The sequence below is a fragment of the Vibrio sp. S17_S38 genome, assembly GCF_014694375.1.
Lineage (GTDB): Bacteria > Pseudomonadota > Gammaproteobacteria > Enterobacterales > Vibrionaceae > Vibrio.
Map to the genome: position 1 here is coordinate 19,177 of NZ_JAAUWW010000001.1, position 25,632 is coordinate 44,808.

Sequence of the window (25,632 nt, forward strand, 5' to 3'; positions counted from 1 at the left end):
ATTCCCTTCTTGGCAACCAAGCTGTATTAAAGTTAAGCAGCTTTAAAACAAAACACCTACACACTAATCAATAGAATGTAGGCGTTGATTAATCAAACCTAGTAGCATTAATACCCATCTTGCTTGAGTATAATCGTAGGCTTAACTATTTTTCTTCTTTTTTATCTTTTGCGATAGCAACCGCAATTGAAAGCTCTTCAAGCGCCGCTGGATTAGCAAGGCTCGGTGCATTAGTCAATGGACAAGCCGCGGCCGTTGTTTTAGGAAATGCGATCACATCACGGATATTATCGGTTCCACATAGCAACATAACCAAGCGGTCCAAACCAAACGCTAAACCTGCATGTGGTGGTGTGCCATATTTAAGTGCGTCTAACAAGAAACCAAATTTCAAGCGTTGCTCTGACTCTTCAATACCAAGTAAACCAAACACCGCCGATTGCATCTCCGTATTATGGATACGAACTGAGCCACCGCCAACTTCATAACCATTAATAACCATGTCATAAGCATTTGAATTAGCAGTCGCAGGATTAGCAAGCAGCTCTTCTGCCGTCATATTTAACGGTGATGTAAATGGATGATGCATCGCATGCAAGTTTCCTTCATCGTCTTGCTCAAACATTGGGAAATCAATCACCCAAAGTGGTTTCCATGCATCGCTATCAGTTAACTGTAAGTCATTACCTAATTTAATGCGTAATGCACCCATCGCTTCAGAGACTATGTTCGCTTTATCTGCACCAAATAAAATGATGTCACCAGATTGAGCGCCTGTACGCTGTAAAATACCTTTAATCACGTCTTCGTTCAGGAATTTCGCCACAGGAGATTGAATGCCTTCCAAGCCAGCATCAAGATCGTTTACCTTCATCCATGCCAAGCCTTTAGCACCATAAATACCAACAAAGCTGCCGTATTCATCGATTTGCTTACGAGAAAGTGATGCACCACCAGGAACTCGAATAACGGCTACGCGACCTTTTTCATCGTTTGCTGGGCCAGAAAATACTTTAAACTCAACATCTTTTACTAGATCAGCCACATCTACGAGCTCAAGAGGGTTACGCAGATCTGGTTTATCTGAACCAAAGCGACGAATCGCTTCAGAGAAAGGCATAATTGGAAAATCACCAAGATCGACATTCAGCAGCTCTTGCCACATATTACGAACCATTGTTTCAGTTACGCCGCGAACTTGTTCTGCTGACATAAACGATGTTTCGATATCGATTTGAGTAAATTCAGGTTGACGATCAGCACGTAAATCTTCATCACGGAAACATTTTACGATTTGATAATAACGGTCAAAACCAGACATCATCAATAATTGTTTAAACAGCTGTGGAGACTGTGGCAATGCGTAAAAACTGCCTTTATGAACACGGCTTGGTACTAAATAGTCACGAGCACCTTCAGGCGTTGCTTTAGTCAATACTGGTGTTTCAATATCAAGGAATCCATTTTCATCAAGAAAACGACGAACAAAGCTAGAAGCTTTAGCACGCAATTTTATACGGTCACTCATTTCAGGGCGACGCAAATCAATATAACGATATTTTAGGCGCTGTTCTTCTGAATTAGTTTGATTGAAATCCAGTGGTAATGGCTCAGAACGATTAATGATTTCAAGGCCAGTGGCATAAACTTCGACTTCACCCGTCATCATATCTTTATTGATTTGAGTATCAGGACGCGCACGTACTTCACCAGTCAGCTTTATACAAAACTCATTACGCAATTGGTTGGCTTCTGTAAAAATTTCTGTCATATCTGGATCGATGACAACTTGAACAATACCTTCGCGATCACGCATGTCGATGAAGATAAGACCGCCTAGATCACGGCGGCGATTAACCCAGCCGCAAAGTTCTACAGTTTGTCCCGCAAGGGTTTTGTTCAGGTGACCACAATACTGGGTGCGCATAATGAATTTCCCAATCTCTTTAATTTATTGTTCGAAAGACGACAAATACCCTCAACTATTGAAGTTTCAACAATTGAAAAGTGCCGCACTAATTTATATCCGTTATTTATACTTGGAAAGGCAACAAAAATCGACCATAAGCGCACTAATTTATCACCTTTTCTATAGATTTAATTCGAATAAACAAAAAATGCTCAATAGTTATTCAACTTACTCATCATCAAATAGCTATCCAACCTAAATCCGGCTAAACAACAAACAATTTACGGCCAACTTTTATCCATTTCTGTCAGCTTGATGAAATAATATAAAATATAGTCACAACCCCATAGCAGAAGCTGCCAAGTTGCCTTAAAATAAAGGCTCATATTTCATGATGATAAATCCAAAAGTAATTGGCTAATTGCCCTATTACCAAAAGGATATTTCCAACGAATTGCTAAGCGAGATCATATGAGCCAGCGTGATGTTATTTTTTCAGCACCAATTGAAAAAATGGGTGATTTCACTTTTGATGAAAAAGTTGCCGAAGTATTCCCTGATATGATTCAGAGATCGGTTCCCGGCTACAGTAATATCATCTCAGCTATCGGTATGCTTGCAGAGCGCTTTGCAAAATCAAATTCTCATATTTATGACTTAGGTTGCTCGTTAGGCGCAGCAACTTTATCAATGCGTCGCCATATCCAAAAAGAAAACTGCAACATCATTGCTGTAGATAATTCACCAGCGATGGTTGAACGTTGTAAGCGCCATATCGATGCTTATCGTTCAGAGACTCCTGTTCAAGTGATAGAAGCAGATATCCGTGACATTGAAATTAAAAATGCTTCCGTCGTTGTACTCAATTTCACTTTACAGTTCCTCTCTCCTGAAGATCGTTATTCCCTGCTCGAAAAAATCTATGCTGGATTACGTCCTGGTGGAATTTTAATTTTATCGGAAAAATACATCTTCAAGAATAATGTGGCTCATGAGCTGTTAATTGACTTACACCACGACTTTAAACGAGCCAATGGTTATAGCGAATTAGAGGTTAGTCAAAAACGTAGCGCCATCGAAAATGTGATGAAACCTGACAGCATTTCTGCGCACAAAGAACGCTTTAAAACCATTGGTTTTAGCAGTTACGAAGTCTGGTTCCAATGCTTTAATTTTGGGTCAATGTTCGCCATAAAATAACGACATAAATCAACATCCCAAAATATTCATACACTCACTTAATAAAAGAAATAAATTTTATGTTTAATTTTGCTAATTTCTATCAACTAATTGCGCAAGATCCTCGCTTACAGTCTTGGCTAAATACGTTGCCTCAGCAATTAACGGATTGGCAAAATGCCGAACATGGTGATTTCGAACGCTGGGTGAAAGCTTTAAATAAAATTACTGACCAAGTACCCGACGAAGTTATTCTCAGTAATGAAGTCCGTATTGACAATAAGCATCCGATCTCGATTGGCGAGCAAAAAAAACTCGAAAGCTTATTGCGCACATTTCACCCTTGGCGTAAAGGTCCATACCATATTCACGGGTTAAATATTGATACGGAATGGCGATCCGATTGGAAATGGGATCGAGTTTTACCCCACATTTCTGATTTAACACATCGCTCTGTATTAGATGTAGGTTGTGGTAATGGTTACCACATGTGGCGCATGCTTGGCGCTGGTGCTCGTATGTGTGTTGGCATCGATCCTTCTCATCTATTTCTTATTCAGTTTGAAGCTATTCGTAAACTAATGGGCAATGATCAACGCGCTCATCTTTTACCTTTAGGCATTGAGCAACTTCCAGAACTGAAAGCATTCGATACTGTTTTTAGTATGGGAGTGCTGTACCATCGCCGATCACCACTTGACCATTTATACCAATTAAAAAATCAATTAGTTTCAGGTGGTGAGTTAGTTCTTGAAACTTTGGTTATTGATGGTGATGAGAATGCCGTTTTAGTTCCCATTGATCGCTATGCTCAGATGCGTAATGTTTATTTTTTTCCATCGGCTAAAGCGTTGAAAGTGTGGCTAGAAAAGTGTGGTTTTATTAACGTCAAAATCGTTGATGAAAATATCACATCTGTCGGAGAGCAGCGTACTACCGATTGGATGACGCATAATTCATTGCCTGATTATTTAGATCCCAATGACCCAGACAAAACGATTGAAGGCTATCCTGCTCCGCGCCGCGCCGTTTTAATTGCAACTAATCCTTAATTTTATGAATATGGTCACTCAAGCTAAATATTGCATACTTCACGTCAAGATTGAGATAAGCTAAACTTTGACTAACAAGCACTTAGCATATCAATAATTATCAAACGTTCATCATTACTTAAAAGGTTAACAACTACTTAGTATGTTCAAAAAAATCGCAAGTCTTACACCTTTATTACTGCTTTCTGGTTGTGCATTAATGAATAGTGATGAGTACTCAAAGAAAACACTTGATGCTATGTCAGAAAGTGAGCAAAAGCTTTCCTCTCAGCTTCAAGAAATCAATTTAAATTTAAGCAACCAAACGGATTACATTGAAAGTTTAGAAGCGTCGATTATTAATTTAAGCAATGAAGTGGAAACGCTTAAAAAAAATCAACGCCATACAAGAACAACTTCTGCACCGGCAAAAAATGCCTCTCAAAGCACGCCTAACCCTACTTTACTCGCCAGCACAGTTCCTGATTTAAAAGCCGGCATGGTTGCACTCGGTTCCTTAGAGTATCTTTATATTGATGTAATCAAATCGGAATTTACCGCCCGTATAGATACTGGCGCGACAACCTCCTCGATTAATGCAGCAGATATGCAAGAGTTTGATCGTAATGGCAAGCGCTGGGTAAGATTTCATGTTTTAGACGATAATGATCCAGAAGTCAGAAAATGGGTTGAAGCCCCGATTATTCGACATGTGAAGATTCGTCAATCAACCGAAGAGAAAAAACTAGAGCGCCGCGCGGTGGTTGAATTGTGGATTAAAATTGGTTCAATACATGAGAAAGCACAATTTACACTTGCTGACCGCTCACAGATGGATTACCCAATATTACTAGGTCGAGAGTTCATCCAAGATATTGCAGTTGTGGATGTAAGCCGAAAATTCATCCAAAAACCCCAGAACAAGTCGGATATAAAATAGACCGTCATTAAATAATATCAACTAGATATCCATTAAATTAGATATACTAAAACAATAACAATTTATAGACAGATTTAAGGAATCATTATGACGTCTAGAGTGCCATTTTATTTTCTCATTGCCATTCTTATTGCAACGGGAATAGCTCTTAGTATCATGCGCCATGAAAATTATGGTGTACCTTGGACTCCAGGTGAAACACGCCAGGTTTGGGATGTAGAAGCACGAGTCGAATTCATTGCCTCAGATGGCCCAGTAAAAGTATCACTCGCAGCGCCCCATACTCAAAATGGGTTTACGCTAGTTGATGAAAGCGCTTCCTCTTCAGGTTACGGGCTTTCTTATGTCAACACCGATACTGGACGCCGTGCCGAATGGTCAATCCGCCATGCAAGCGGCCCGCAGACTATTTATTATAAAACCCAGTTTTTAGTTGACCCTCAAGCAAGTGTTTCCACTATCCCACCGATTGAAGCAGACCTTATCGAGCCAACCTTTACTGGCCCTCAGCAAGCAGCTGCCACATCAATCTTAGAGCAAGCTTCTGCTCGCTCTTCAGACAATGGAACATTAACTCGTGAAATCATTAAACAATTTAATGATCCCGATAATCAAAATGCTTCATTACTGCTCGATGATTTTAGTAAAGTGGACGCTATTTCTAAGCTTTTAGCGACAAATAAAATTTACAGCAAGACGGTCGGTGTAGTTGAAATGGAAGATGGCCGTCGTCGCCAATCTATTATTCCAATGATTGAAGTTTGGGATGGTAAAGCATGGACACTATTTAACTCAGAAACAAACGTACAAGGCGTCACTGATAACATGCTTATCTGGGACGAGTCTAACGTTTCATTACTAGATGTGATTGGAGGCAAACAAAGTAAAGTTTACTTTTCTATGCTTTCTCACGATGTATCACCAAATAATGCCACGAAACAAAAAATTGTCGCAGATAACTTACTCAACTTCTCTATCCATAGCTTACCGCTTGAAGAGCAGTCGATGTTTAAAACTATTATGTTAATCCCAATTGGTGCATTAATCGTTGTTTTCTTACGCGTTTTAATTGGCTTAAAAACCTCTGGTACTTTTATGCCAGTATTGATTGCGGTTGCGTTTGTACAAACACAATTACTACCCGGCATTGTAGGTTTCTTATTGATCGTCGGAACAGGTCTGGTGATTCGAGGCTACTTATCTAAGCTGAATTTACTTCTTGTTTCCCGAATATCCGCGGTGATTATTACGGTAATATTGATCATTTCTGTGTTCACTATTGTCGCGTTTAACATCGGCCTAACTCAAGGGCTCACTATTACCTTCTTCCCGATGATTATTTTATCGTGGACCATTGAACGTATGTCGATTCTTTGGGAAGAAGAAGGTGCGAAGGAAGTCTTAATGCAAGGTGGCGGTTCATTGCTTACTGCAGTGCTCATCTATCTAGCAATGACGAACTCTTATGTTCAACATTTCACCTTTAACTTTATTGGTACTCAGTTCATTATCTTGGCCTGTATCCTAGCGCTTGGTAATTACACTGGATACCGCTTACTTGAGCTAAAAAGATTCAAACCACTTGCGGAGGACTAAGCCATGTTTTCAATGTTTACTTCACCGCAAAAGTTAAATGCAAAAGGCATCATGGGTATGAATAAACGTAATAGCGCCTTTATTAGTCGTTATAATGATCGTTCTAAATACCCTTTAGTTGATGACAAGCTAAAAACCAAAATAATTGCCCAGCAACATGGTGCAACCGTGCCTAAACTGATTGGTGTGATTGCTCAACAAGCTGAAGTAAAAAGAATTCATGCCATGGTGAAAGATTGGCCTGGGTTTGTAATTAAACCAGCACAAGGCTCTGGTGGAAAAGGCATTCTTGTTGTCATTTCACATAAAGATGGGGTTTATATAAAGCCATCTGGTCACGCCATTAATGAGCAAGACGTTGAGCGTCATATCAGTAATGCTCTCGCCGGGTTATTTTCACTTGGTGGTAAAAATGATGTTGCAGTCGTAGAGAACTTAATCAAATTTGATGATGTTTCTTTCGATGGTTTTAGTTATGAAGGTGTGCCTGATATTCGAGTAATCGTATTTAAAGGCTACCCGGTTATGGCGATGATGCGTTGTTCAACAGCAGCGTCTGATGGTAAAGCGAACTTACACCAAGGCGCAGTTGGCGTGGGTCTGGATATTGCGACAGGTCGTGCAGTTCGTGCGGTTCAATTTGACCACCCTATTTCTCATCACCCAGATACCGATAAACCACTGAATCAGTTAGTTGTCCCAAATTGGGAAAAACTACTCACTCTAGCATCAAGCGCGTGGGAGATGACTGGATTAGGGTATATGGGAACTGACATGGTGCTCGATAAAGAAGAAGGCCCAATGGTACTCGAATTAAATGCTCGCCCTGGGCTTGCTATTCAGATCGCCAATGGCGCAGGTCTTCTGCCTCGCTTACATCATATTGAAAACTTGGGTGTTCCATTAGAGTATCCAAAACCTGCTGAGCGTGTTGCTTATGCTGCAAAGCATTTTTCAGCAAAACCACAATTCTAAAGCAGAATAAGATCCAAAGCTTAAACCTAAAAAACCGCAGATTGATCTGCGGTTTTTATGCCTACGACACAGTGTTTACCTATTTTCCTAACGCTTCTTTATAATGCACTCGGCAAACCGATTCGTAACGATCATTACCACCAATGGCTACTTGATCACCTTCTGCAATCGCCCTACCACTTTCATCCAACCGCACCACCATATTGGCTTTACGGCCACAATGACAAATCGTCTTAAGTTCAATCAGCTTATCAGCCCACGCCAATAAATATTGGCTACCTTCAAAAAGCTCGCCTAAAAAATCGCTGCGTAAACCATAACAAAGAACAGGCACATGTAACTTATCGACAACTTCGGTTAATTGGTAAACTTGTTGTTTTGACAAAAATTGGCATTCATCAATCATAATGCAATGAATTTTTTCATCTTGATATAAGGTATTAATCGCATCAAACATATCGGTTGCTGAATTATATAAATGCGCATCAGACTGTAGACCAATACGTGAACTGACGATTCCAACACCATTTCGATTGTCTATTTCAGCTGTGAAAATCACCGCATTCATACCACGTTCACGATAGTTAAAAGAAGATTGGAGTAAAGTAGTCGACTTACCCGCATTCATTGCCGAGTAGTAAAAATACATCTGAGCCACGAAAAATACCTATGTAATATTTAAAGTTATTATTAAAATATAGCGTTATAAAAAAGGCTGGTTAATGACCAGCCTTTCATTCAAAAACATATAAAATTACTTACGACGCCAAGTTGTCCCTTCTGATCCATCTTCCAACTCAATGCCTAATTCATTTAATTTATCACGAGCAAGATCGGCATTAGCCCAATCTTTAGATGCACGAGAATCATTACGCAGTTTAATCAAAGCCTCAATTTCAGCGGTTTCATCATCTGAACTCGACTCGCCTTGTAAAAAGCTTTCTGGTATTTGATGTAAGATACCAATCACATCGGCTAACTCACGCATTAATGCACCCAATGCGGAAGCTTTTGACATATCAATTGTCTTTAAGCGATTAATTTCACGCGCCATATCAAACAACACCGAATAAGCTTCTGGCGTATTGAAGTCATCGTTCATTGCCGCGCTAAAACGAGCGACAAACTCTTCGCCACCAGCAGGAGCAACCGAGAAATCCAATCCACGTAGAGAGGTGTATAAACGCTCAAGGGAAGCACGCGCTTGGTTAAGGTTATCTTCGCTGTAATTTAATTGGCTACGATAATGTCCAGACATAAGAAAGTAGCGCACAGTTTCAGAGTCATAATGCTTTAATACATCACGAATAGTGAAAAAATTACCTAATGATTTCGACATCTTCTCACGGTCAATCATTACCATACCACTATGCATCCACGTATTCACATATGGGGTGTCATGTGCACAGCACGATTGTGCAATTTCATTTTCATGATGAGGAAATTGTAGATCAGAGCCTCCACCATGAATATCAAAGTGATTACCTAAGATAGATGAGTTCATGGCTGAACACTCAATATGCCAACCAGGACGACCTGGCCCCCAAGGTGATTCCCACGTTGGTTCGCCTGGTTTCGACATTTTCCAAACCACAAAGTCCATTGGGCTTCGTTTCGCACTTTCAATATCGACACGCGCACCAGCTTGAAGCTGCTCAAGATCTTGCCCTGATAGTTTTCCATATTGTTCGAATTTTTTCACTTCGAACATAACATCACCATTACTCGCTACATAAGCAAAACCACGCTCAATCAGCTTTTCAACTAATTCGATGATCTCTTTAATGTAATGCGTTGCACGTGGCTCAACATCCGGTCTCTTAATATTCAGAGCATCAAAGTCTGTATACATCTCACCAATTAAGCGCTCGGTTAAAACGTCGCAGCTTTCATTATTTTCAGCGGCGCGCTTAATGATTTTATCGTCGATATCGGTAATATTGCGGACAAAATTTAGGTCATATCCCAAGAAGCGCAAATAACGAGAAATAACATCAAAAGACACAAAAGTACGCCCATGGCCAATATGACAAAGATCATAAATAGTTACCCCACAAACATACATGCCAATTTTTCCAGCATGAATGGGTTTGAATTCCTCTTTCTGTCGGGTCAATGTGTTATATATTTTTAACATGATCTCTATCTATTCGTTGGGGAAACATTCGAATCCTTAATTATACCCAAAGCGAAAAGTAAGTCGATAACCATGCATAGTTTCATGCCCTTATCTGCCGTTTTATTAAGCATTCATCTGAGCAAATATTCATCTCGCAAGTCTTACGGTTGCTTTCACTTAAACTTACTATAAAATCACCCCATCTAAACCTTATTAAACTCAATATAGAAAGGACTACATCATGATCATCCTTCATACTAATTTCGGTGATATCAAGATCCAACTTAACGAAGAAAAAGCACCATTAACCAGCGCTAACTTCTTACAATATTGTCAAGATGGTTTCTACGACAATACTCTTTTTCACCGCGTTATTGATGGATTCATGGTTCAAGGTGGTGGCATGACATCAGGCCTTAAAGAGAAGACCACTCGTGCAACGATTCAAAATGAAGCAAACAATGGCCTAAGTAATAAAACAGGTACATTAGCAATGGCACGTACTATGGAGCCGCATTCAGCGAGTTCACAATTTTTCATTAACGTGAATGATAATACGTTCCTTGATTTTAAATCTGAATCAATGAATGGCTGGGGCTACTGTGTATTTGCTGAAGTAGTTGAAGGTATGGATATTGTAGAAAAAATCAAAAATGTAAACACTGGTTCTTACGGTATGCATCAAGATGTTCCGCTAGAAGACGTGCTGATCACTGGTACAACAATCGAAGCGTAATCCTTCGGTGTTAACAAATAAAAGGGAGACAGCGTTCTCCTTTTTATTTGCCTCGCATTACTATTGTTTATCTTTTACTTCTTTTGCCCTACCCTAGTAATTACTCAAGTCCTTCCTCTAAATGATGATCACAACCTAATGACAACGCTTTTTATTGCAGACTTACATCTTTCACCTCTTCGACCAGATATCACGGCTTGCTTCCTGCACTTTATGCAAACCGAAGCGCCACAAGCCAAGTCTTTATATGTTTTAGGCGATTTATTTGAATTTTGGATTGGTGATGATGAGGATTCTTCATTTAGCAAAACCATTAAAGAGGCTTTTTCGACATTAACTCAACAAGGTGTCAATTGTTACTTCATTCAAGGAAATAGAGACTTCTTACTCGGGAAAGAATTTTGCCGACAAACTGGAATCACATTGTTGGATGACGTCTGTATGATTGATCTTTATGGAACACCAACGGTTATTTTACATGGTGATACCTTATGTACATTGGATGAAAACTATCAAAATTTCAGGACTAAAGTTCATCAACCTTGGCTGCAATTCTTATTTAAACGTATTCCATTATTTATTCGTCAAAAGATTGTGTCTCATGTTCAAAATAAAGCTAAGCAAGTCAAACAGACCAAGCAAATGAATATTATGGATGTCACGCCAAGTGAAGTGGTACGAGTTCTAGAGTCTTATCATGTCACTCAAATGATCCATGGGCATACTCACCGCCCTTTTGTTCATAGTCTTGAAACTAGTGATGGCACTGCCACTCGTATTGTATTAGGTGATTGGTATGAACAAGGTTCTGTTTTAGTTTGTACACCAGAATCAACGTCATTACAAACACGTCAATTTATTAGCAATAAATGACCTCACCGTCGTAAGTAGACCTAAAAGAAGAGATATTCTATGCTTTGCACTTGTTGTAGTAACCTTACCTATTCACAATGCTGTCAGCCTATTCATAACGATCGCAAGCAAGCACAGAAGCCAGAACAACTCATGCGTGCACGTTACTCTGCACATGCTCTAAAGCTGGTTGATTTTGTTATAGAAACTTACCACTCATCTTGTCATGCAGAAGAACAACGTACGGCGATTATTGATTCGATTGAAAGCCGATGGTGTCGGTTAGACGTGTTAAACACTAGCGCCGTTGAAAACGATCAGGGCTATGTAGAATTTAAAGCTTATTTCAAAGAGGATGAACAAGAGTTCTGTTTACATGAACATTCTCGTTTTGTGAAAGAAGATGGACTTTGGACATACATTGATGGTTTTATGCCACCAGAACCAACACTCACTGATCCTAGACTTACTCAAACCATCCAAAGCTTAAAAATTGGTCGTAATGACCCTTGTATTTGTGGAAGTGGCAAAAAATTCAAAAAGTGTTGTGGCTAAAAAACCAAATATACTGATACAAGATACACCTTAAATAATTTGAATATCATCAAGATGATAAATAAAACGAACATAAAATAAAAAGCCCAATATCTGATTTGATATTGGACTTTTACTTTTACTTTTACTTTTACTTTTACTTAGGCAAATTATTAATCTCTAGCTCGCTTGAGTAAAAACAACAATGGCAGCATGATAAAACATACAAACATCATTAAACGATAATCTTGTAAATACCCTAAAATAGCCGCTTGTCGATTCACTTCTGCATCAATCGACATTAATCCAACCTGTGTAGATATATCGTACATGCCATGCTCCGAAGCCATCTTTAACGGCAAACTGAATGAGGTAATATACTGAGAAAATGTCTCATGGTTAATCTGTACCCGGTGGGCTAAATACGTTGTTACAACCGAGATCCCAATACTGCTGCCAATATTACGTATCAAACTGAATAACGCCGTACCTTCGGTTCTAAATTTAGGTGCTAAAGTCGAGAAAGCCATAGTTGATAATGGTACAAAAACTAAACCCAAACCTAAGCCTTGTATTACACCAGTTCTAACAATATCCCAAGAGCTGATTTCTGCAGTGAAAAGCGTCATTTCCCAAAGCGAGAGAATCATCAATAAGACTCCAACCACCATTAAATAACGTAAATCAACTTTCCGAGCTAAATGACCAACAATCAGCATACCGATCATGGTACCAAAGCCACGTGGGGTCAATAGAAGACCAACATCTAGCACAGGGTATCCCATTAAGCTTTGCATAAACGGTGGCAATAATGCCATGGTTGCTAGCAACACAATCCCCATCATAAACCCGACAATTAAACCAACCACAAAATTCCTATCTTTAAACATGATAGGATCTAAGAAAGGCTTTTTGGCGGTAAACATGTGGACAAGAAACATATAAAAGGCTAATCCAGCTAAAACGGCTTCAATTACAATTTCCATACTTGAAAACCAATTTTGAGATTCACCTCGATCTAAAAATAATTGTAATGACCCAATCGCAATACCAATTAGCGCAAAGCCAAAGATATCAAACTTTCTTTTCGCTTCAATGCTGGTTTCTTTCACATACGCGGCAATACCAAACCACGCTAAAGCACCAAAGGGGATGTTAATGTAAAACACCCAACGCCAATTATAATACTCTGTTAACCAGCCGCCGAGCGAAGGTCCCAATATCGGACCTACCATAACTCCGACACCCCACATTGCCATCGCAGAACCATGCTGTTCTTTAGGATAAGTATCAAGCAATACAGCTTGTGAAAGTGGTACCAGACTCGCGCCAAATATACCTTGCAGCAAGCGAAATAGAATAATCTGATCCAACGACTGAGCTGCGCCGCACAATGCAGATGCAATCGTGAAACCAATAACCGAGTAAATAAATAATCGTTTACGACCAATTTTTGCAGCCACAAAACCTGTTAATGGCATGGCAATGGCTGACGCAACAATATAAGACGTTAATACCCATGAAATTTGATCTTGAGTCGCCCCCATCGCTCCTTGCATGTGTGGCAAAGCAACATTGGCAATAGTGGTATCCAATGCTTGCATAATAGTGGCAAGCATAACGGAAAAAGTAATTAGAAGCCTTTTCGAACCTTCATCTTTTTCCGGTTGACTCGCTGTAATCTGATTCATTTCGACCCCTTATTAATTATATATTTAAAGGGAAAGATGACGAACATGCTCAGTGTCGACCGTTACTATTGCACTCATGCCTGCACGTAATTTCGGTGCATCTTTTTGTGCATCGATATAAATACGGATAGGTAAACGCTGAGTTACTTTTACCCAGTTGCCCGTTGCATTTTGCGCTGGAATAACTGAATACTCCGATCCCGTAGCAGGGCTGATACTTTTCACATGACCAGTCCATTGATAACCAGAAGCATAATCCACTTCAATATCTACCTTTTGTCCAACTTGGACATTCGACATTTCCTTCTCTGTGAAGTTAGCTTCGATCCATAAGTTATCATCAGCAATCAGTAACATGGTGGTTGTGTTGGGAGAAATATACTGACCTTTTTCAAGGACTTTCGATACAACTCCAGCCGCAGGTGCATAGATATTGACGTGATTCAGATCATTCTGTGCTTGTTCTAATTCGGCTTGGGCTAAATGGTATTTTGGATGAAGTTCAACTGGCGCTTGAGGATCGCCACCTAAGCTTTCAGCCACTTGGTCTAATTGTTTGTTCAACATATTGATCTGTAGTTCAAATAACAGTGTCTTTTGATGCGCCGAATCATATTCAGCAACCGATGCATAATTCTTTTTACGCAGATCATATTGGCGTTTTTCTTCTTTACGCGCGTAATCTAATTGGCTTTTTGCAACATCAATATTCGCTAATTTACTTTGATATTCAGCTTTGGTCGTTTCAAGGTCAGTGCGAATATCATTTAAATTGGCTTTTGCGCGATCAACGGCATATTGATATGGCTTAGGATCAATTTTAACTAATAAATCGCCAGCATTAACGTGTTGATTTTCAACAACAGGGACAGCTATCACTCGGCCAGAAACTTCTGAACTAATCGGTGTTTTATTGGCTTTCACATAAGCGTTATCAGTCTCAACATAGCGACCGCCATGCAGATAGATAAAACCACTAGCGATAATTAATAAAAGAGGAATAACAAAAAGGAAAATGACACGTTTTGTTTTTTTCTTTGGTTTCCTAGGAGGCAACGTAGATGCAACTTCAACCTGATGATCTTTGCTTAATTCAAGATCCGGTGATTCAGTATTAATTGGTTGGTTAGCCATAAATAAATAATTCCAAAGTTTAATAAGATGACAAATTGTTACGTATACGTTCTAACGATTGGTTGAAAGCTTCGATTTCTTGCTCCGACAAACCTTCAAGTGCTCTTCCCCACACACGAAAACTGGCTGATTTGATTCGTTCTAATTCAGATTGCGCTGCAGGTAATAAATAAATTAAGTACGCTCTTCGATCACACGGATTAGCTCGGCGTTCAATCAATCCGTCTTCAACAAGCTGGTCGATAATTCTTCCTAACGTCATTGGTTTAATTTCAAGTAATTCTGCTAATTCAACTTGCTTTATACCTTCATGTCTCGATATCAAACCTAACGCTCTTGCTTTTGCGAGTGTCATTTGCCCCATCGATGGGTCTTTCTGAAATTCTTTCCGTACCAAACGTGATACATCAGAAAGTAAATATCCAATAGGTGCTCTGGTCATAAAACCTTCTATTTTAATAACTCATAAATTTACCCTTTTAAAATTGAAAGCTGTGCTCCAACTCTTTCAGGTATAAACCACTCAAATATATTCTGCATTTTGACTTAACTAAAGCATATAGTAAGCATTGCTTATTAATTTTTCAACATAATACTGCACAAATGGACAATAAAAAATAAAGCAAAAAAAATCGCTTATAACCAATAGGCTGTAAGCGATTCTTTAATCTCGTTTTCAAGCGTTTACTGATGACGCTCTTTTAATTTATTAATGACATCATTAAACGACAAGCCTTGGTCTTGCAATAAAACAAACAAATGATACATCAAATCAGCAGATTCACAGATTAATTCCGCCTTGTCACCCGACGTTGCCGCAAGCGCGACTTCAACGCCCTCTTCGCCCACTTTCTGCGAAATACGTTTGGTGCCACGGGCATACAAACTGGCAGTATAAGAAGACTCGGGATCGGCACTCTTGCGGGCAGCCAGTAACTGCTCAAGTTGATGAAGCCACACCAATTGGCTTTCTTCTTGTTGCTCATTATCAAAACAGGTTGTGGTTCCAGTGTGACAAGTCGGTCCGATAGGATTCACTTTTACCAGTAATGTATCTTGATCACAATCGAGTGCCACATTCACCACATTTAATGAATTACCCGACTCTTCACCTTTAGTCCATAAACGTTGCTTCGTTCTTGAATAAAAAGTCACTAAACCCGTTTGCGCCGTTTTTTGCAACGCATCTTGGTTCATATAACCCAACATCAATACTTGGCTTGATTGAAAATCTTGTACCACGACAGGGACGAGTCCTTCGACCTTCTCCCAATTGATTCGACCTGTTAAAGCCTCATAATCAGACGCTTGAAATGTAGTTTTAAGGTTTAACGTAACGTTACTCATAAACGTATCTCCACGCCTTCATTTTTCAAATATTGTTTCAACTCACCAATGTTGATCACTTGCTTGTGAAATACCGATGCGGCTAATGCGCCATCTACATTGGCTTTTTCATACGCATCTTTAAAGTGCACCATTTCACCGGCGCCACCAGAAGCAATCAAAGGCACATGGCACACATCACGCACCATGTTTAATTGGTCTAAATCATAGCCATTACGAACACCATCTTGGTTCATCATATTTAATACGATTTCACCTGCGCCACGTTTTTGTACTTCAATGACCCAATCACGCGTTTCCCATTTTGTAGCTTTAGTACGTGCTTCATCACCAGTAAATTGGTAGACCTGATATTTGCCCGTTTCGCTATCAAAGTAAGAATCAATGCCGACCACAATGCATTGCACGCCAAATTTATCGGCCAATTCAGTGATAAGTTCAGGGTTCGCCAATGCAGGTGAATTAATCGAGACTTTATCCGCGCCAAACTCTAAAATCCTCGCTGCATCTTCGGCAGATTTAATTCCTCCCGCAACACAAAAAGGAATATCAATCACTTCTGCGACACGCGCTACCCAGCTTTTATCAACTACTCGGCCATCACTTGAGGCGGTAATATCATAAAAAACCAGTTCATCTGCGCCTTCTTCGGCATAACGCTGCGCTAGGGGTACAATATCACCAATGATTTCATGGTTACGAAACTGTACGCCTTTGACCACTTGGCCATCACGAACATCAAGACAAGGAATTATTCGCTTTGCCAACATGAGAATGCCTCCTCGGCTGTAAATTTACCATCAAGTAATGCTCGGCCAACAATCACACCAGAAACTCCGGACCCTTTCAATGCGGCAATATCATCCAAGTTACCAATACCACCAGAGGATTGAAATTGTACTTGTGGGTATTGCTTGCAAAGGTCGATATACAGTTCAACATTCGAACCTGCTAATGTGCCATCACGCGAAATATCAGTACACAATACATGCTTCAAACCAACCGTCAGATAATCATCAATCAGGGCTTCAATCGTCACACCAGAATCTTCTTGCCAGCCAGAGATAGCGACGTTCCGCACGCCTTGGTCATCAATATTAATATCTAATGCTAAGACAATTTTTTCTGCGCCATAAGTTGTCATCCAACCTTTTACAAGTTCAGGCTGTTTAACCGCGGTAGAGCCGACCACGACACGTTGTGCTCCAGCTTCTAATAAATCAACCACATCTTGTTCACTGCGGACACCACCGCCAATTTGAATATTAGCAGGAGTACTTGCCAACAGTTTGGCAATCAAATCGAGTTGGCGTGCATTGGTATCTTTGGCACCAGTCAGATCGACTAGATGCAGCCAATTGGCACCAGCTTGATGATACAAATTAAATTGCTCAGCCGGATCCACTTTATATTCTGTTTTTTGCCCATAGTCGCCTTGAAACAAGCGCACTACTTGGCCATCAATTAAATCTAATGCAGGAATGATCACTGTTAAATCCCTTTATAATTCAAGAAAATTTTGGATCAGTTTCGATCCTACTTTAGATGAACGTTCTGGGTGAAATTGCACCCCATAATAATTACCGCGTTGGACGGCTGCGGTGAACGGATTGCCGTACTCACAACTGGCAATAGTGTAATCGCCCAATTGCATGGCATAACTGTGCACAAAGTAAAAATAGCTATCGGCTGCAATGCCTTTAAATAAAGGATGTCCATCCACAGATTTAAGGGTATTCCACCCCATGTGTGGCAATGGCAGATCGCCAGTATCCATTAAACGGACTTCGCCATCACACAAGTCAAGACAAGAAACTTCTTGGCTACTTCCTTTCGATCCTTGCTGACCTTTTTCTTCAGAAAGTTTTCCAAGTAATTGCATGCCTAAACAAATGCCCAATAACGGTTTTTCAACTTTTTTTACCAATTCGATCAAGTTACGTTCTTCAAGGTTCTTCATCGCTTCTGAAGCCGTACCGACACCAGGTAGAAATAGCTTATCTGCAGCAAGAACCACTTGAGGATCTTTTGAGATAGTGACTTCATAACCTAGACGTTCAATTGCAAATCGAACCGAAGACACATTGGAACAGCCGGTATCAATAATCACGACTTTTTGCTGCTGATTAAATTGGCTTGGCGATGACTCGAGTGTTTGACTCATCACAACACCCCTTTACTACTTGGTAATTCATTACCTTCAACTTTAATCGCTTGACGTAATGTACGACCGAAAGCTTTAAACAAACTTTCAATAATGTGATGATCATTATGGCCGGTTGAGGACAAGTGCAATGTACAAGCCAAGGTATCAGTCAATGAACGGAAAAAGTGCACCACCATTTCGGTTGAAAGCTCGCCCACTTGCTCGCGGCTAAATTCGGCCTCGAATTTCAAATACGGACGACCCGATAAATCCAAACCACATTGGGCTAAACATTCATCCATTGGCAAACTAAAACCAAAACGACCAATACCACGTTTGTCCCCTAAGGCTTCTTTCAACGCTTGACCTAACGCAAGCGCCGTATCTTCAATGGTATGATGATCATCAATATGCAAATCGCCTTGCACTTCAGCAATGAGTTGGAATCCGCCATGAGTAGCAATTTGATCGAGCATGTGATCAAAAAATCCCATCCCGGTTGAAATTTTATTGCCACCCTGATCATCTAAGTTCACCGAAATTTTAATGTCAGTTTCTTTAGTGGTACGAACAACCGTTGCTTTACGTGCATTAACGGTAAGATCTTTTAAGATATCCAGCCAATTCATACTTTCAGGATTATATTGAATCCCACGAATCGCCATATTTTCAGCAAGTTGTAAGTCCGTGATACGATCGCCGATTACCACAGAGGTTTTAAAATCCACTCTACCTGCTTGCAGATAATCTTTAACCATGCCTAATTTTGGCTTACGGCAAGAACAGTTATCAGCTTCAAAGTGTGGGCAAATCAACACATCATCAAACTTCACACCTTGTGAACTGAAAATATCCATCATCATATCGTGAGGTGCATCGAAATCAGCTTGTGGGTAACTGTCAGTGCCTAGGCCATCTTGATTAGTCACCATCACTAAACGGTAACCTGCATCTTGCAGCTTTAACAAAACAGGAACAACGTTGGGTTCAAATTTTAGTTTATCTAAACGATCCACTTGAAAATCAACCGGAGGCTCAACAATTAAGGTGCCATCTCGGTCGATAAAAAGAATTTTATTTGCTTGGCTCACATCGATTTCCTTCTCAGAGCTCTCGGTTGCTTAATTAGAAACCGAATTAATAGTAGTTACTGCATTACGAATAAAACTGAGGGTCTTCTCACACTCATCCCGATTGCCGATACTAATGCGAACACAGTCTTTAATTGGAGAATTACGTAAGATAATACCGTTATCCCACGCAGCTTTAAATACAGCGTTACCATCGATAAATTTAACTAATAGGTAGTTGCCCCATCCATCAAATACTTCCACACCTTCAAGCATCCCTAAACCCGCTTGTAAATAAGCTCGATTAGCGCTTAAATCCAATACTTGATATCGCATACGAGCAAGACCTGCAGCCGATAATGCTTGAGTCGCAATATCTGAAACCGGAACAGGCACAGGGTAAGGTGCTATCACTTTCGACAACACATCAATAATCGACGGATTAGCCAGCGTGAAGCCACAACGTAGACCCGCTAATGCAAAGGCTTTCGACATGGTGCGTAAAATCGCCAGGTTAGGATATTGAGCTAGCAAATCAACGGTTGAGGCTTCAGGGCAAAAATCAATATAGGCTTCATCCATCACCACGATGGCTTTGTCTTGCGTCATATCAAGCAAACTAATAATGTCTTCACGTTTGATTAGGTTGCCCGTTGGATTATTGGGACTGCATACAAACACTAATTTAACATTGGCAAGATTAGCTTGAATGGTATCTAAATCGAGTTGCCATTCAGGTGTCAATGGAACGACTTTACGTTCGACACCCGACGTTTCCGCGCTGATCGCATACATTCCATATGTCGGTGGACAATATAAAATCGCATCTTCATTTGGCTCACAAAAAGCGCGAATTAAAAGCTCGATACCTTCATCAGCCCCACGAGAGGTTAGCACTTGCTCAGGCGCTAACCCTGCATAAGCGGCATAACCATCAATTAATGCTTTTGGTTGGCATTCGCTATAACGATTTAAACGTGAGAAATTCGTTTTATATTCGTTATCAAATGGAGATTCATTGGCATTAAGCCACACATCGCCACTGCCACCAATACGACGGGCAGATAAATAAGGGGTTAACGCTTGAACTTGCTTACGAGCTAACTTTTCCATGTGATCCTCTTACTTATCCATTGACTTGATTAGTTAATTTTTCCGTCCGGCTTAGCTTTTCCATACAACTAAGCTTTTCAATACGAATCGTCACCGCACGTTTATGCGCATCTAACCCTTCCGCTTCCGCCATGGTGACCACCGTATCTGCCAAGCCTTGCAAACCCTGCTGAGACAATTCTTGCACTGTCATTCGCTTCGAAAAATCCGCTAAACCTAAACTAGAGTATGTACGAGTGTAGCCATACGTTGGTAATACATGGTTTGTGCCTGAAGCATAATCGCCAACCGATTCTGGCGACCATTGGCCTAAGAAAATAGAACCAGCATTGTCTAGCAGAGGTAAGAGTTCACGTGGGTTTCTAGTTTGAACGATCAAGTGTTCTGGACCGTAAGCATTCGAAATTGTGACACATTGAGTTAGCGACTCAGTGATCACAATAACACTTGAACCTAGAGCTTGTTCCGCAATATCTGCGCGAGAAAGTAGTTTAAGTTGTTTTTGTAATGCATCTGCAACTTGATCGGCAATCATTGCCGATGGTGTCAATAATACCACTTGAGAATCAGGACCATGTTCGGCTTGAGAGAGTAGATCTGCCGCGACAAAATCAGCATCTGCGGTTTCATCCGCAATCACTAACACCTCAGAAGGACCAGCAGGCATATCAATCGCTGCTCCGCGAAAATCATTACTGACTTGGCGTTTCGCTTCGGTCACAAAGGCGTTGCCTGGGCCAAATATTTTATCAACTTTTGCTACTGTTTCAGTACCGTATGCCATTGCAGCTACCGCTTGAGCGCCACCAACATTGTAGACTTCATCAATATTACATAGTTTAGCAACATATAAGATCTCATCAGCAATTGGCGGCGGCGAACACAACACCACTTTGCGGCAACCCGCAATTTGCGCCGGAACGCCAAGCATTAATACCGTTGAAGGCAATGGTGCGCTACCACCGGGAATATACAAGCCCACTTTGTTAATGGAACGAGTAACGAGCTCACACACCACACCTGGTTGTGTCTCAACGCGTAACGGTTGAGCTTTTTGTGCTTGATGAAACATCGAAATATTTTTATGCGCTTGTTTCAATGCTTGTTTCATTTTATCTGATAAACGATTCGAAGCCGCTTCAATTTCTACCGCTGAGACTCGAATCGATTCAGGTACTACTTTATCAAATTTTTCAGTGAGCGCTTTCAAAGCGACATCACCCTCTTGCTGAACTTGCTTTAATACGCCCGTCACGATATCGGTAATATTTGCGCCATTACTAATCGCAGGACGCTCAAGTACACTATCTTGTTGCTCTTCACTTAATGATTGCCAAACCACTGTTTTCATAAGGCTTACTCCATCATCTTCTCAATTGGCAATACTAAAATTGAGCTTGCGCCTAATGCTTTCAAACCTTCCATCGTTTCCCAGAACAGGTTTTCAGTACTGACTAAATGTACGGCAACACGGTTTTTTTCTTGAGAAAGAGGCAGAACCGTAGGGTCTTCGGCTCCTGGTAACAGTTTTTTGATTTGCTCAAGCTTGTCTGATGGAGCATGAAGCATTATGTATTTAGATTCTTTCGCTTGAATAACACCTTGCATACGTGTGAGAAGCTTATCAATCAAGCTATTTTGTTCTTCCGAGAAATCACCAATACGTTGGATTAGTGTTGCTTTTGAACGGAAAATCACTTCAACTTCTTTTAAGCCATTCGCTTCAAGCGTTGCGCCAGTAGAAACTAAATCGGCAATGGCATCAGCAAGACCTGCGCGTGGAGCCACTTCAACCGATCCTGTTAACATACAAGTACTAAAATTGATACCTTGCTCATCCATATAACTTTTCAGCAAATGCGGATATGAACTTGCAATTCTCATTCCCGCTAAATCTTGTGGGCCGTTGTAAGATTGTTCTTTATCAATCGCGATAGATAAACGACATCCACCAAAATCTAAGCGACGCAGTGCATTAAAAGTACAAGGTTCTCCCGATGCTTTACGATCAAGACGAACTTCCTCTAATTCATTCTCACCAATAAAACCTAAATCAACAACACCATCCATGATTAAACCTGGAATATCATCATCACGAACGAGTAATAAATCGATTGGCATATTTTCACTGTGGACAACTAAACGTTCACCAGCAATATTAAATTTTACACCACATTTTTTAAGCAGAATCTGACACTCTTTACTTAAACGGCCTTTCTTTTGAATCGCAATTCTTAATCGTTTGTTTTGCATTTTTCTATCCCTGTAAATTTGTTTTATTAATGTTATTAATAAACCGTCCAAAATGAAAAAACCCCCGGAGAGAATACTCTTCCGAGGGTTTGAATCTGTTACTGATTCAGCACCGGAAGAGATATCTTCCGGATGCATACACTCACCCGCAAGATATAACAGGATGATGGTGATGATGAATGTTCATATCAAATGTACGCATAAGTTTTCACTTTCTTATCAGTTTGTATGAGCTTCACATTATCGAAGCTGCGTGTTTTTTTCAACTATTAATTGAATTATTTTTTATAAGGTTAATTATCTAGCGTATACAGCCGACACTCTTGATCTCGATATCATTGAAAGTACCAGACAAGACACCATGAAGGTTGCAGTAGAAGCAGCTAGTCCAAGCCACACATTCATAGTTAAACCAAGAACAAGAAAACCAACTGCAGAGATAAATGCTGTCAATAATGCGTACGGCAGTTGAGTTGAAACATGATCAATATGATCACAACGTGCCCCCGTTGACGACAAAATCGTTGTGTCTGAAATTGGTGAACAATGATCGCCAAATACCGATCCTGCCAGTACCGCACTTAACATTGGTAACATTAACGCTAAATCCGTTGCTCCTGCCATGTCGCCCGCTATTGGTAACATGATTCCAAAAGTCCCCCACGAAGTTCCTGTTGAAAATGCCATCACGCCAGATAATAAGAATAAAATAACCGGCAACCAATGGTCATCAATGTTACCTTCAACCAAAGTAGAAAGATAAGCTCCAGTCCCCATGTCTTTAATAACAGAACCTATTGTCCATGCGAATATCAAAATCAAGATCGCACCAAACATAGATTTAGCACCAATCCATAAAGTATGAGATACATCTTTAATCGGTAAACGCTGTTTCCAAACGGTATATAATGCAATAGCAAGCCCAACCAAAGCACCATAGCAAAGTGACATACCTACATCGGTATTTTCAAACGCTTTAAATATATTAAATTCTTGTCCATCCGCTTCTAATGCTAAAGCACCTAAATAGACAATAAAAAACATGGTGGCAACAATCAATCCAACAATAGGTAGTATAAGGTCAGAAACTGAGCCAGTTTTACTCTCTTCAATATCAGATTCTTCAGTTAAATCGCGAATACCCTCTTCATCATCAAAGCCCAATCCTTGTGAAGCTTTAATTTCCTCACGACGCATTGGACCAATATCTAACTGGAACCAAACGACAGCAAAGACCATTGCAAGAGCAAAAATGGCATAGAAATTCATAGGAATAAGGCGGACATAAGCCCCTAATGCTGAATATTCAGTAATGCCGTGAGACACTAGAATGCCGCTAACCACTGTCATGATGTAAGCGCCCCAACTTGAAGCAGGCATTAGTACACACATTGGTGCCGCTGTTGAATCTAAAATATAAGCAAGTTTTGAACGAGAAACATAATAACGATCAGTGACAGGACGAGCGATAGCGCCAACTGCTAAACTATTAAAGTAATCATCGATAAAGATAAACACACCGAGCCATGCTGCCAATAGCTTCGCACCACGTTTACTTTTAATGCGAGTTTGTGCCCATTCTGCAAATGCATAGGTTCCACCAGATAAGGTCAGCAATGCTGTTGTCATACCCAATATAATTAAGAAGGCAACAATACTCATATTCCAGGAGTTAATGCCACCCTCAGAAATAAACACAGCAAGAACTTTGCCACTGATGTAAGAAAAAGTATTTAATAAAGAATAATCAGCTAATAATATGCCACCCAACAAGATGCCAAGCCCAAGCGATAACAAAACGCGACGAGTCAAAATAGCCATGCTTAAAGCAACAATGGGAGGAAGTAACGATTCCGGAGAAGAAGTAAAATCTATCAAGTTCATGATCTTAAAAACCAAAATTGGTCAGAGATCTACTGCAGAAAAAGATATTCTTTGAAGATATTCAAACAATACAACATTTAACAATAAACAAATCATAGATGAGATTTGCCTACAGTAGCGCTCCATAGTACGGTAATAAACATACTTAAATACTTATACCAACGAATCTAAGTACAAACTATGGCAGTGATACACTTATTTAATGCATCCCCAGCAAGTGATTGAGATAAATCATAATAAAATAAATGATATAGCGATTATTTTATCCTTACTTCGGCAAAAGCCCCTTTCACTTATAATCACAGGCATCACCCTAATATAAGTTACTGATGAAATTTGCACCTCTACATCCTTTCACTAGATCAACCCAGTAAACACTATCAAACTAGAGTATATACGAGTCAGTAAGAAAAGATTCGACGTATTGTAATGATCAAAACAGAAATGGCAAGATAAATGACTAAAACTGAGATTTAATCAATGAATGCCTGAGTATTGATTCAGAACAATAATGAAACACTATATAAAACAATTTGAAATATTATTGAACTAAGTCTAAATTTAGTTATCACAATAATTAATGCCAATTGATTAAAATACTATTTCACTTATAAAATAAACAGCGCTACTATGCGTATATAAATAGTATTTGACGCATTCACGTGATTAAATTAAATACAGCCCATATAGGAAATCCCATGTCAGAAATCAAAAAATCGGCGCTTCTTAATATCCGCAGTCTTCGTGCTTTTACTCGTGAAGAATTCACATTACAAGAATTAGAAGAGCTAATTGAAAAACTTTCAACAGTTTACGAAGAAAGAAAAGAAATTGAAGAGGAAGAGCTAGCACAACAAGCTCAACGTGATGCAAAACTTGCTGAATACGCTGATATGATTGCGAAAGATGGCATCAACCTTGAAGATCTTATCGCAGCAATGAATGGCACTGAAGTTAAAACTAAATCACGTAAGAAACGTGAACCTCGCCCTGCTAAATATGAATACATGCTAAATGGCGTGCGTAAAACTTGGACAGGTCAAGGACGTACACCATCTCAGATTCAAGAAGCCTTAGATGCTGGCAAGTCAATAGATACATTTTTAATCAAATAAAAACTTAT

24 protein-coding genes, 1 riboswitch and 1 other annotated feature are annotated in these 25,632 nt (G+C 39.9%); of the genes, 9 read left to right on the forward strand and 15 right to left on the reverse strand.

The features are described from left to right. Positions 1-145: 145 nt before the first annotated feature. Positions 146-1,927 carry an aspartate--tRNA ligase gene (gene aspS, locus HC725_RS00105; protein ID WP_190329730.1) on the reverse strand — a complete coding sequence of 594 codons (1,782 nt, stop codon included), beginning with the start codon at positions 1,925-1,927 and terminating at the stop codon, positions 146-148. Positions 1,928-2,380: 453 nt separating this feature from the next. On the opposite strand from aspS, the gene cmoA reads away from it, so the two are divergent. The 5 genes from cmoA (at position 2,381) to HC725_RS00130 (ending at position 7,630) form a co-directional block, all read left to right on the forward strand. After that, on the forward strand, positions 2,381-3,109 hold the full coding sequence (gene cmoA / locus HC725_RS00110; RefSeq protein ID WP_190329731.1) for a carboxy-S-adenosyl-L-methionine synthase CmoA: 729 nt from the start codon (positions 2,381-2,383) through the stop codon (positions 3,107-3,109). Between the two features lie 59 nt (positions 3,110-3,168). Beyond that, positions 3,169-4,140, forward strand: coding sequence for a tRNA 5-methoxyuridine(34)/uridine 5-oxyacetic acid(34) synthase CmoB (gene cmoB, locus HC725_RS00115; RefSeq protein WP_190329732.1), 972 nt, complete (start codon positions 3,169-3,171; stop codon positions 4,138-4,140). Positions 4,141-4,282: 142 nt separating this feature from the next. Next, on the forward strand, positions 4,283-5,059 hold the full coding sequence (locus tag HC725_RS00120; RefSeq protein ID WP_190329733.1) for an ATP-dependent zinc protease family protein: 777 nt from the start codon (positions 4,283-4,285) through the stop codon (positions 5,057-5,059). 87 nt (positions 5,060-5,146) lie between these two features. Further along, positions 5,147-6,655 carry an inactive transglutaminase family protein gene (locus tag HC725_RS00125; protein ID WP_190329734.1) on the forward strand — a complete coding sequence of 503 codons (1,509 nt, stop codon included), beginning with the start codon at positions 5,147-5,149 and terminating at the stop codon, positions 6,653-6,655. A 3-nt stretch (positions 6,656-6,658) separates the two neighbouring features. Then, positions 6,659-7,630: an alpha-L-glutamate ligase-like protein gene (locus tag HC725_RS00130; RefSeq protein ID WP_190329735.1), complete on the forward strand. Its 972-nt coding sequence runs from the start codon at positions 6,659-6,661 to the stop codon at positions 7,628-7,630. 79 nt (positions 7,631-7,709) lie between these two features. On the opposite strand, the gene HC725_RS00135 is transcribed toward HC725_RS00130, so the two are convergent. Together HC725_RS00135 and cysS are read right to left on the reverse strand one after the other, a co-directional pair. Next, positions 7,710-8,288, reverse strand: coding sequence for a thymidine kinase (locus tag HC725_RS00135; RefSeq protein ID WP_190329736.1), 579 nt, complete (start codon positions 8,286-8,288; stop codon positions 7,710-7,712). A gap of 96 nt (positions 8,289-8,384) precedes the next feature. Then, positions 8,385-9,767 carry a cysteine--tRNA ligase gene (gene cysS, locus HC725_RS00140; RefSeq protein WP_190329737.1) on the reverse strand — a complete coding sequence of 461 codons (1,383 nt, stop codon included), beginning with the start codon at positions 9,765-9,767 and terminating at the stop codon, positions 8,385-8,387. A gap of 223 nt (positions 9,768-9,990) precedes the next feature. Here cysS and HC725_RS00145 point away from each other — a divergent pair, with 223 nt between their 5' ends. From HC725_RS00145 to HC725_RS00155, 3 genes are all read left to right on the forward strand, one after another. Continuing rightward, complete coding sequence (locus tag HC725_RS00145; protein ID WP_190329738.1) at positions 9,991-10,485, forward strand: peptidylprolyl isomerase; 495 nt, start codon at positions 9,991-9,993, stop codon at positions 10,483-10,485. Positions 10,486-10,623: 138 nt separating this feature from the next. Further along, a complete protein-coding gene (gene lpxH, locus HC725_RS00150) occupies positions 10,624-11,358 on the forward strand; it encodes a UDP-2,3-diacylglucosamine diphosphatase (protein ID WP_190329739.1) in 735 nt (244 codons plus the stop codon). Between the two features lie 39 nt (positions 11,359-11,397). After that, positions 11,398-11,892, forward strand: a complete 495-nt coding sequence (locus tag HC725_RS00155; RefSeq protein ID WP_190329740.1) for a YchJ family metal-binding protein — start codon at positions 11,398-11,400, stop codon at positions 11,890-11,892. Positions 11,893-12,044: 152 nt separating this feature from the next. Here the strand turns inward: HC725_RS00155 and HC725_RS00160 are convergent, their stop codons facing one another. From HC725_RS00160 to HC725_RS00215, 12 genes are all read right to left on the reverse strand, one after another. Further along, positions 12,045-13,562 carry a DHA2 family efflux MFS transporter permease subunit gene (locus tag HC725_RS00160; protein WP_190329741.1) on the reverse strand — a complete coding sequence of 506 codons (1,518 nt, stop codon included), beginning with the start codon at positions 13,560-13,562 and terminating at the stop codon, positions 12,045-12,047. A gap of 24 nt (positions 13,563-13,586) precedes the next feature. Next, complete coding sequence (locus tag HC725_RS00165) at positions 13,587-14,696, reverse strand: HlyD family secretion protein (protein ID WP_190329742.1); 1,110 nt, start codon at positions 14,694-14,696, stop codon at positions 13,587-13,589. Between the two features lie 19 nt (positions 14,697-14,715). Continuing rightward, positions 14,716-15,138, reverse strand: a complete 423-nt coding sequence (locus HC725_RS00170) for a MarR family winged helix-turn-helix transcriptional regulator (protein WP_190329743.1) — start codon at positions 15,136-15,138, stop codon at positions 14,716-14,718. Between the two features lie 242 nt (positions 15,139-15,380). After that, positions 15,381-16,043 carry a bifunctional phosphoribosyl-AMP cyclohydrolase/phosphoribosyl-ATP diphosphatase HisIE gene (gene hisIE, locus HC725_RS00175; RefSeq protein ID WP_190329744.1) on the reverse strand — a complete coding sequence of 221 codons (663 nt, stop codon included), beginning with the start codon at positions 16,041-16,043 and terminating at the stop codon, positions 15,381-15,383. After that, on the reverse strand, positions 16,040-16,813 hold the full coding sequence (hisF, locus tag HC725_RS00180) for an imidazole glycerol phosphate synthase subunit HisF (protein ID WP_190329745.1): 774 nt from the start codon (positions 16,811-16,813) through the stop codon (positions 16,040-16,042). Before hisF ends, hisIE begins: the two co-directional genes overlap by 4 nt. Next, complete coding sequence (gene hisA / locus HC725_RS00185) at positions 16,795-17,532, reverse strand: 1-(5-phosphoribosyl)-5-[(5-phosphoribosylamino)methylideneamino]imidazole-4-carboxamide isomerase (RefSeq protein WP_190329746.1); 738 nt, start codon at positions 17,530-17,532, stop codon at positions 16,795-16,797. Before hisA ends, hisF begins: the two co-directional genes overlap by 19 nt. Before the next feature lie 12 nt (positions 17,533-17,544). Continuing rightward, positions 17,545-18,207 (reverse strand): imidazole glycerol phosphate synthase subunit HisH, encoded by a 663-nt coding sequence (gene hisH, locus HC725_RS00190; RefSeq protein ID WP_190329747.1) that lies wholly within the window; start codon positions 18,205-18,207, stop codon positions 17,545-17,547. After that, complete coding sequence (gene hisB, locus HC725_RS00195; RefSeq protein WP_190329748.1) at positions 18,207-19,280, reverse strand: bifunctional histidinol-phosphatase/imidazoleglycerol-phosphate dehydratase HisB; 1,074 nt, start codon at positions 19,278-19,280, stop codon at positions 18,207-18,209. Before hisB ends, hisH begins: the two co-directional genes overlap by 1 nt. Positions 19,281-19,310: 30 nt before the next feature. After that, positions 19,311-20,372 (reverse strand): histidinol-phosphate transaminase, encoded by a 1,062-nt coding sequence (gene hisC, locus HC725_RS00200; RefSeq protein WP_190329749.1) that lies wholly within the window; start codon positions 20,370-20,372, stop codon positions 19,311-19,313. Positions 20,373-20,385: 13 nt separating this feature from the next. Next, positions 20,386-21,723, reverse strand: coding sequence for a histidinol dehydrogenase (gene hisD, locus HC725_RS00205; RefSeq protein WP_190329750.1), 1,338 nt, complete (start codon positions 21,721-21,723; stop codon positions 20,386-20,388). A gap of 5 nt (positions 21,724-21,728) precedes the next feature. Further along, complete coding sequence (hisG, locus tag HC725_RS00210) at positions 21,729-22,625, reverse strand: ATP phosphoribosyltransferase (protein WP_190329751.1); 897 nt, start codon at positions 22,623-22,625, stop codon at positions 21,729-21,731. Between the two features lie 55 nt (positions 22,626-22,680). Then, positions 22,681-22,804: a sequence feature (His leader region), on the reverse strand. Positions 22,805-22,922: 118 nt separating this feature from the next. After that, positions 22,923-24,509, reverse strand: coding sequence for a Na+/H+ antiporter NhaC family protein (locus tag HC725_RS00215; RefSeq protein ID WP_190329752.1), 1,587 nt, complete (start codon positions 24,507-24,509; stop codon positions 22,923-22,925). Positions 24,510-24,616: 107 nt separating this feature from the next. Next, a riboswitch (Lysine riboswitch) is annotated at positions 24,617-24,864 on the reverse strand. Between the two features lie 343 nt (positions 24,865-25,207). Here HC725_RS00215 and HC725_RS00220 point away from each other — a divergent pair. Further along, entirely contained in the window at positions 25,208-25,624 is a 417-nt protein-coding gene (locus HC725_RS00220; protein ID WP_190329753.1) for an H-NS family histone-like protein, read from the forward strand. The last annotated feature ends 8 nt before the right edge of the window (positions 25,625-25,632 follow it).

Bases quoted from the DNA above. Each gene is read 5' to 3' on its own strand.
- aspS (WP_190329730.1), bottom strand. From the start codon at position 1,927: ATGCGCACCCAGTATTGTGGTCACCTGAACAAAACCCTTGCGGGACAA.
- cmoA (WP_190329731.1), top strand. From the start codon at position 2,381: ATGAGCCAGCGTGATGTTATTTTTTCAGCACCAATTGAAAAAATGGGT.
- cmoB (WP_190329732.1), top strand. From the start codon at position 3,169: ATGTTTAATTTTGCTAATTTCTATCAACTAATTGCGCAAGATCCTCGC.
- HC725_RS00120 (WP_190329733.1), top strand. From the start codon at position 4,283: ATGTTCAAAAAAATCGCAAGTCTTACACCTTTATTACTGCTTTCTGGT.
- HC725_RS00125 (WP_190329734.1), top strand. From the start codon at position 5,147: ATGACGTCTAGAGTGCCATTTTATTTTCTCATTGCCATTCTTATTGCA.
- HC725_RS00130 (WP_190329735.1), top strand. From the start codon at position 6,659: ATGTTTTCAATGTTTACTTCACCGCAAAAGTTAAATGCAAAAGGCATC.
- cysS (WP_190329737.1), bottom strand. From the start codon at position 9,767: ATGTTAAAAATATATAACACATTGACCCGACAGAAAGAGGAATTCAAA.
- HC725_RS00145 (WP_190329738.1), top strand. From the start codon at position 9,991: ATGATCATCCTTCATACTAATTTCGGTGATATCAAGATCCAACTTAAC.
- lpxH (WP_190329739.1), top strand. From the start codon at position 10,624: ATGACAACGCTTTTTATTGCAGACTTACATCTTTCACCTCTTCGACCA.
- HC725_RS00155 (WP_190329740.1), top strand. From the start codon at position 11,398: ATGCTTTGCACTTGTTGTAGTAACCTTACCTATTCACAATGCTGTCAG.
- HC725_RS00160 (WP_190329741.1), bottom strand. From the start codon at position 13,562: ATGAATCAGATTACAGCGAGTCAACCGGAAAAAGATGAAGGTTCGAAA.
- HC725_RS00165 (WP_190329742.1), bottom strand. From the start codon at position 14,696: ATGGCTAACCAACCAATTAATACTGAATCACCGGATCTTGAATTAAGC.
- HC725_RS00170 (WP_190329743.1), bottom strand. From the start codon at position 15,138: ATGACCAGAGCACCTATTGGATATTTACTTTCTGATGTATCACGTTTG.
- hisIE (WP_190329744.1), bottom strand. From the start codon at position 16,043: ATGAGTAACGTTACGTTAAACCTTAAAACTACATTTCAAGCGTCTGAT.
- hisF (WP_190329745.1), bottom strand. From the start codon at position 16,813: ATGTTGGCAAAGCGAATAATTCCTTGTCTTGATGTTCGTGATGGCCAA.
- hisH (WP_190329747.1), bottom strand. From the start codon at position 18,207: ATGAGTCAAACACTCGAGTCATCGCCAAGCCAATTTAATCAGCAGCAA.
- hisC (WP_190329749.1), bottom strand. From the start codon at position 20,372: ATGGAAAAGTTAGCTCGTAAGCAAGTTCAAGCGTTAACCCCTTATTTA.
- hisD (WP_190329750.1), bottom strand. From the start codon at position 21,723: ATGAAAACAGTGGTTTGGCAATCATTAAGTGAAGAGCAACAAGATAGT.
- hisG (WP_190329751.1), bottom strand. From the start codon at position 22,625: ATGCAAAACAAACGATTAAGAATTGCGATTCAAAAGAAAGGCCGTTTA.
- HC725_RS00215 (WP_190329752.1), bottom strand. From the start codon at position 24,509: ATGAACTTGATAGATTTTACTTCTTCTCCGGAATCGTTACTTCCTCCC.
- HC725_RS00220 (WP_190329753.1), top strand. From the start codon at position 25,208: ATGTCAGAAATCAAAAAATCGGCGCTTCTTAATATCCGCAGTCTTCGT.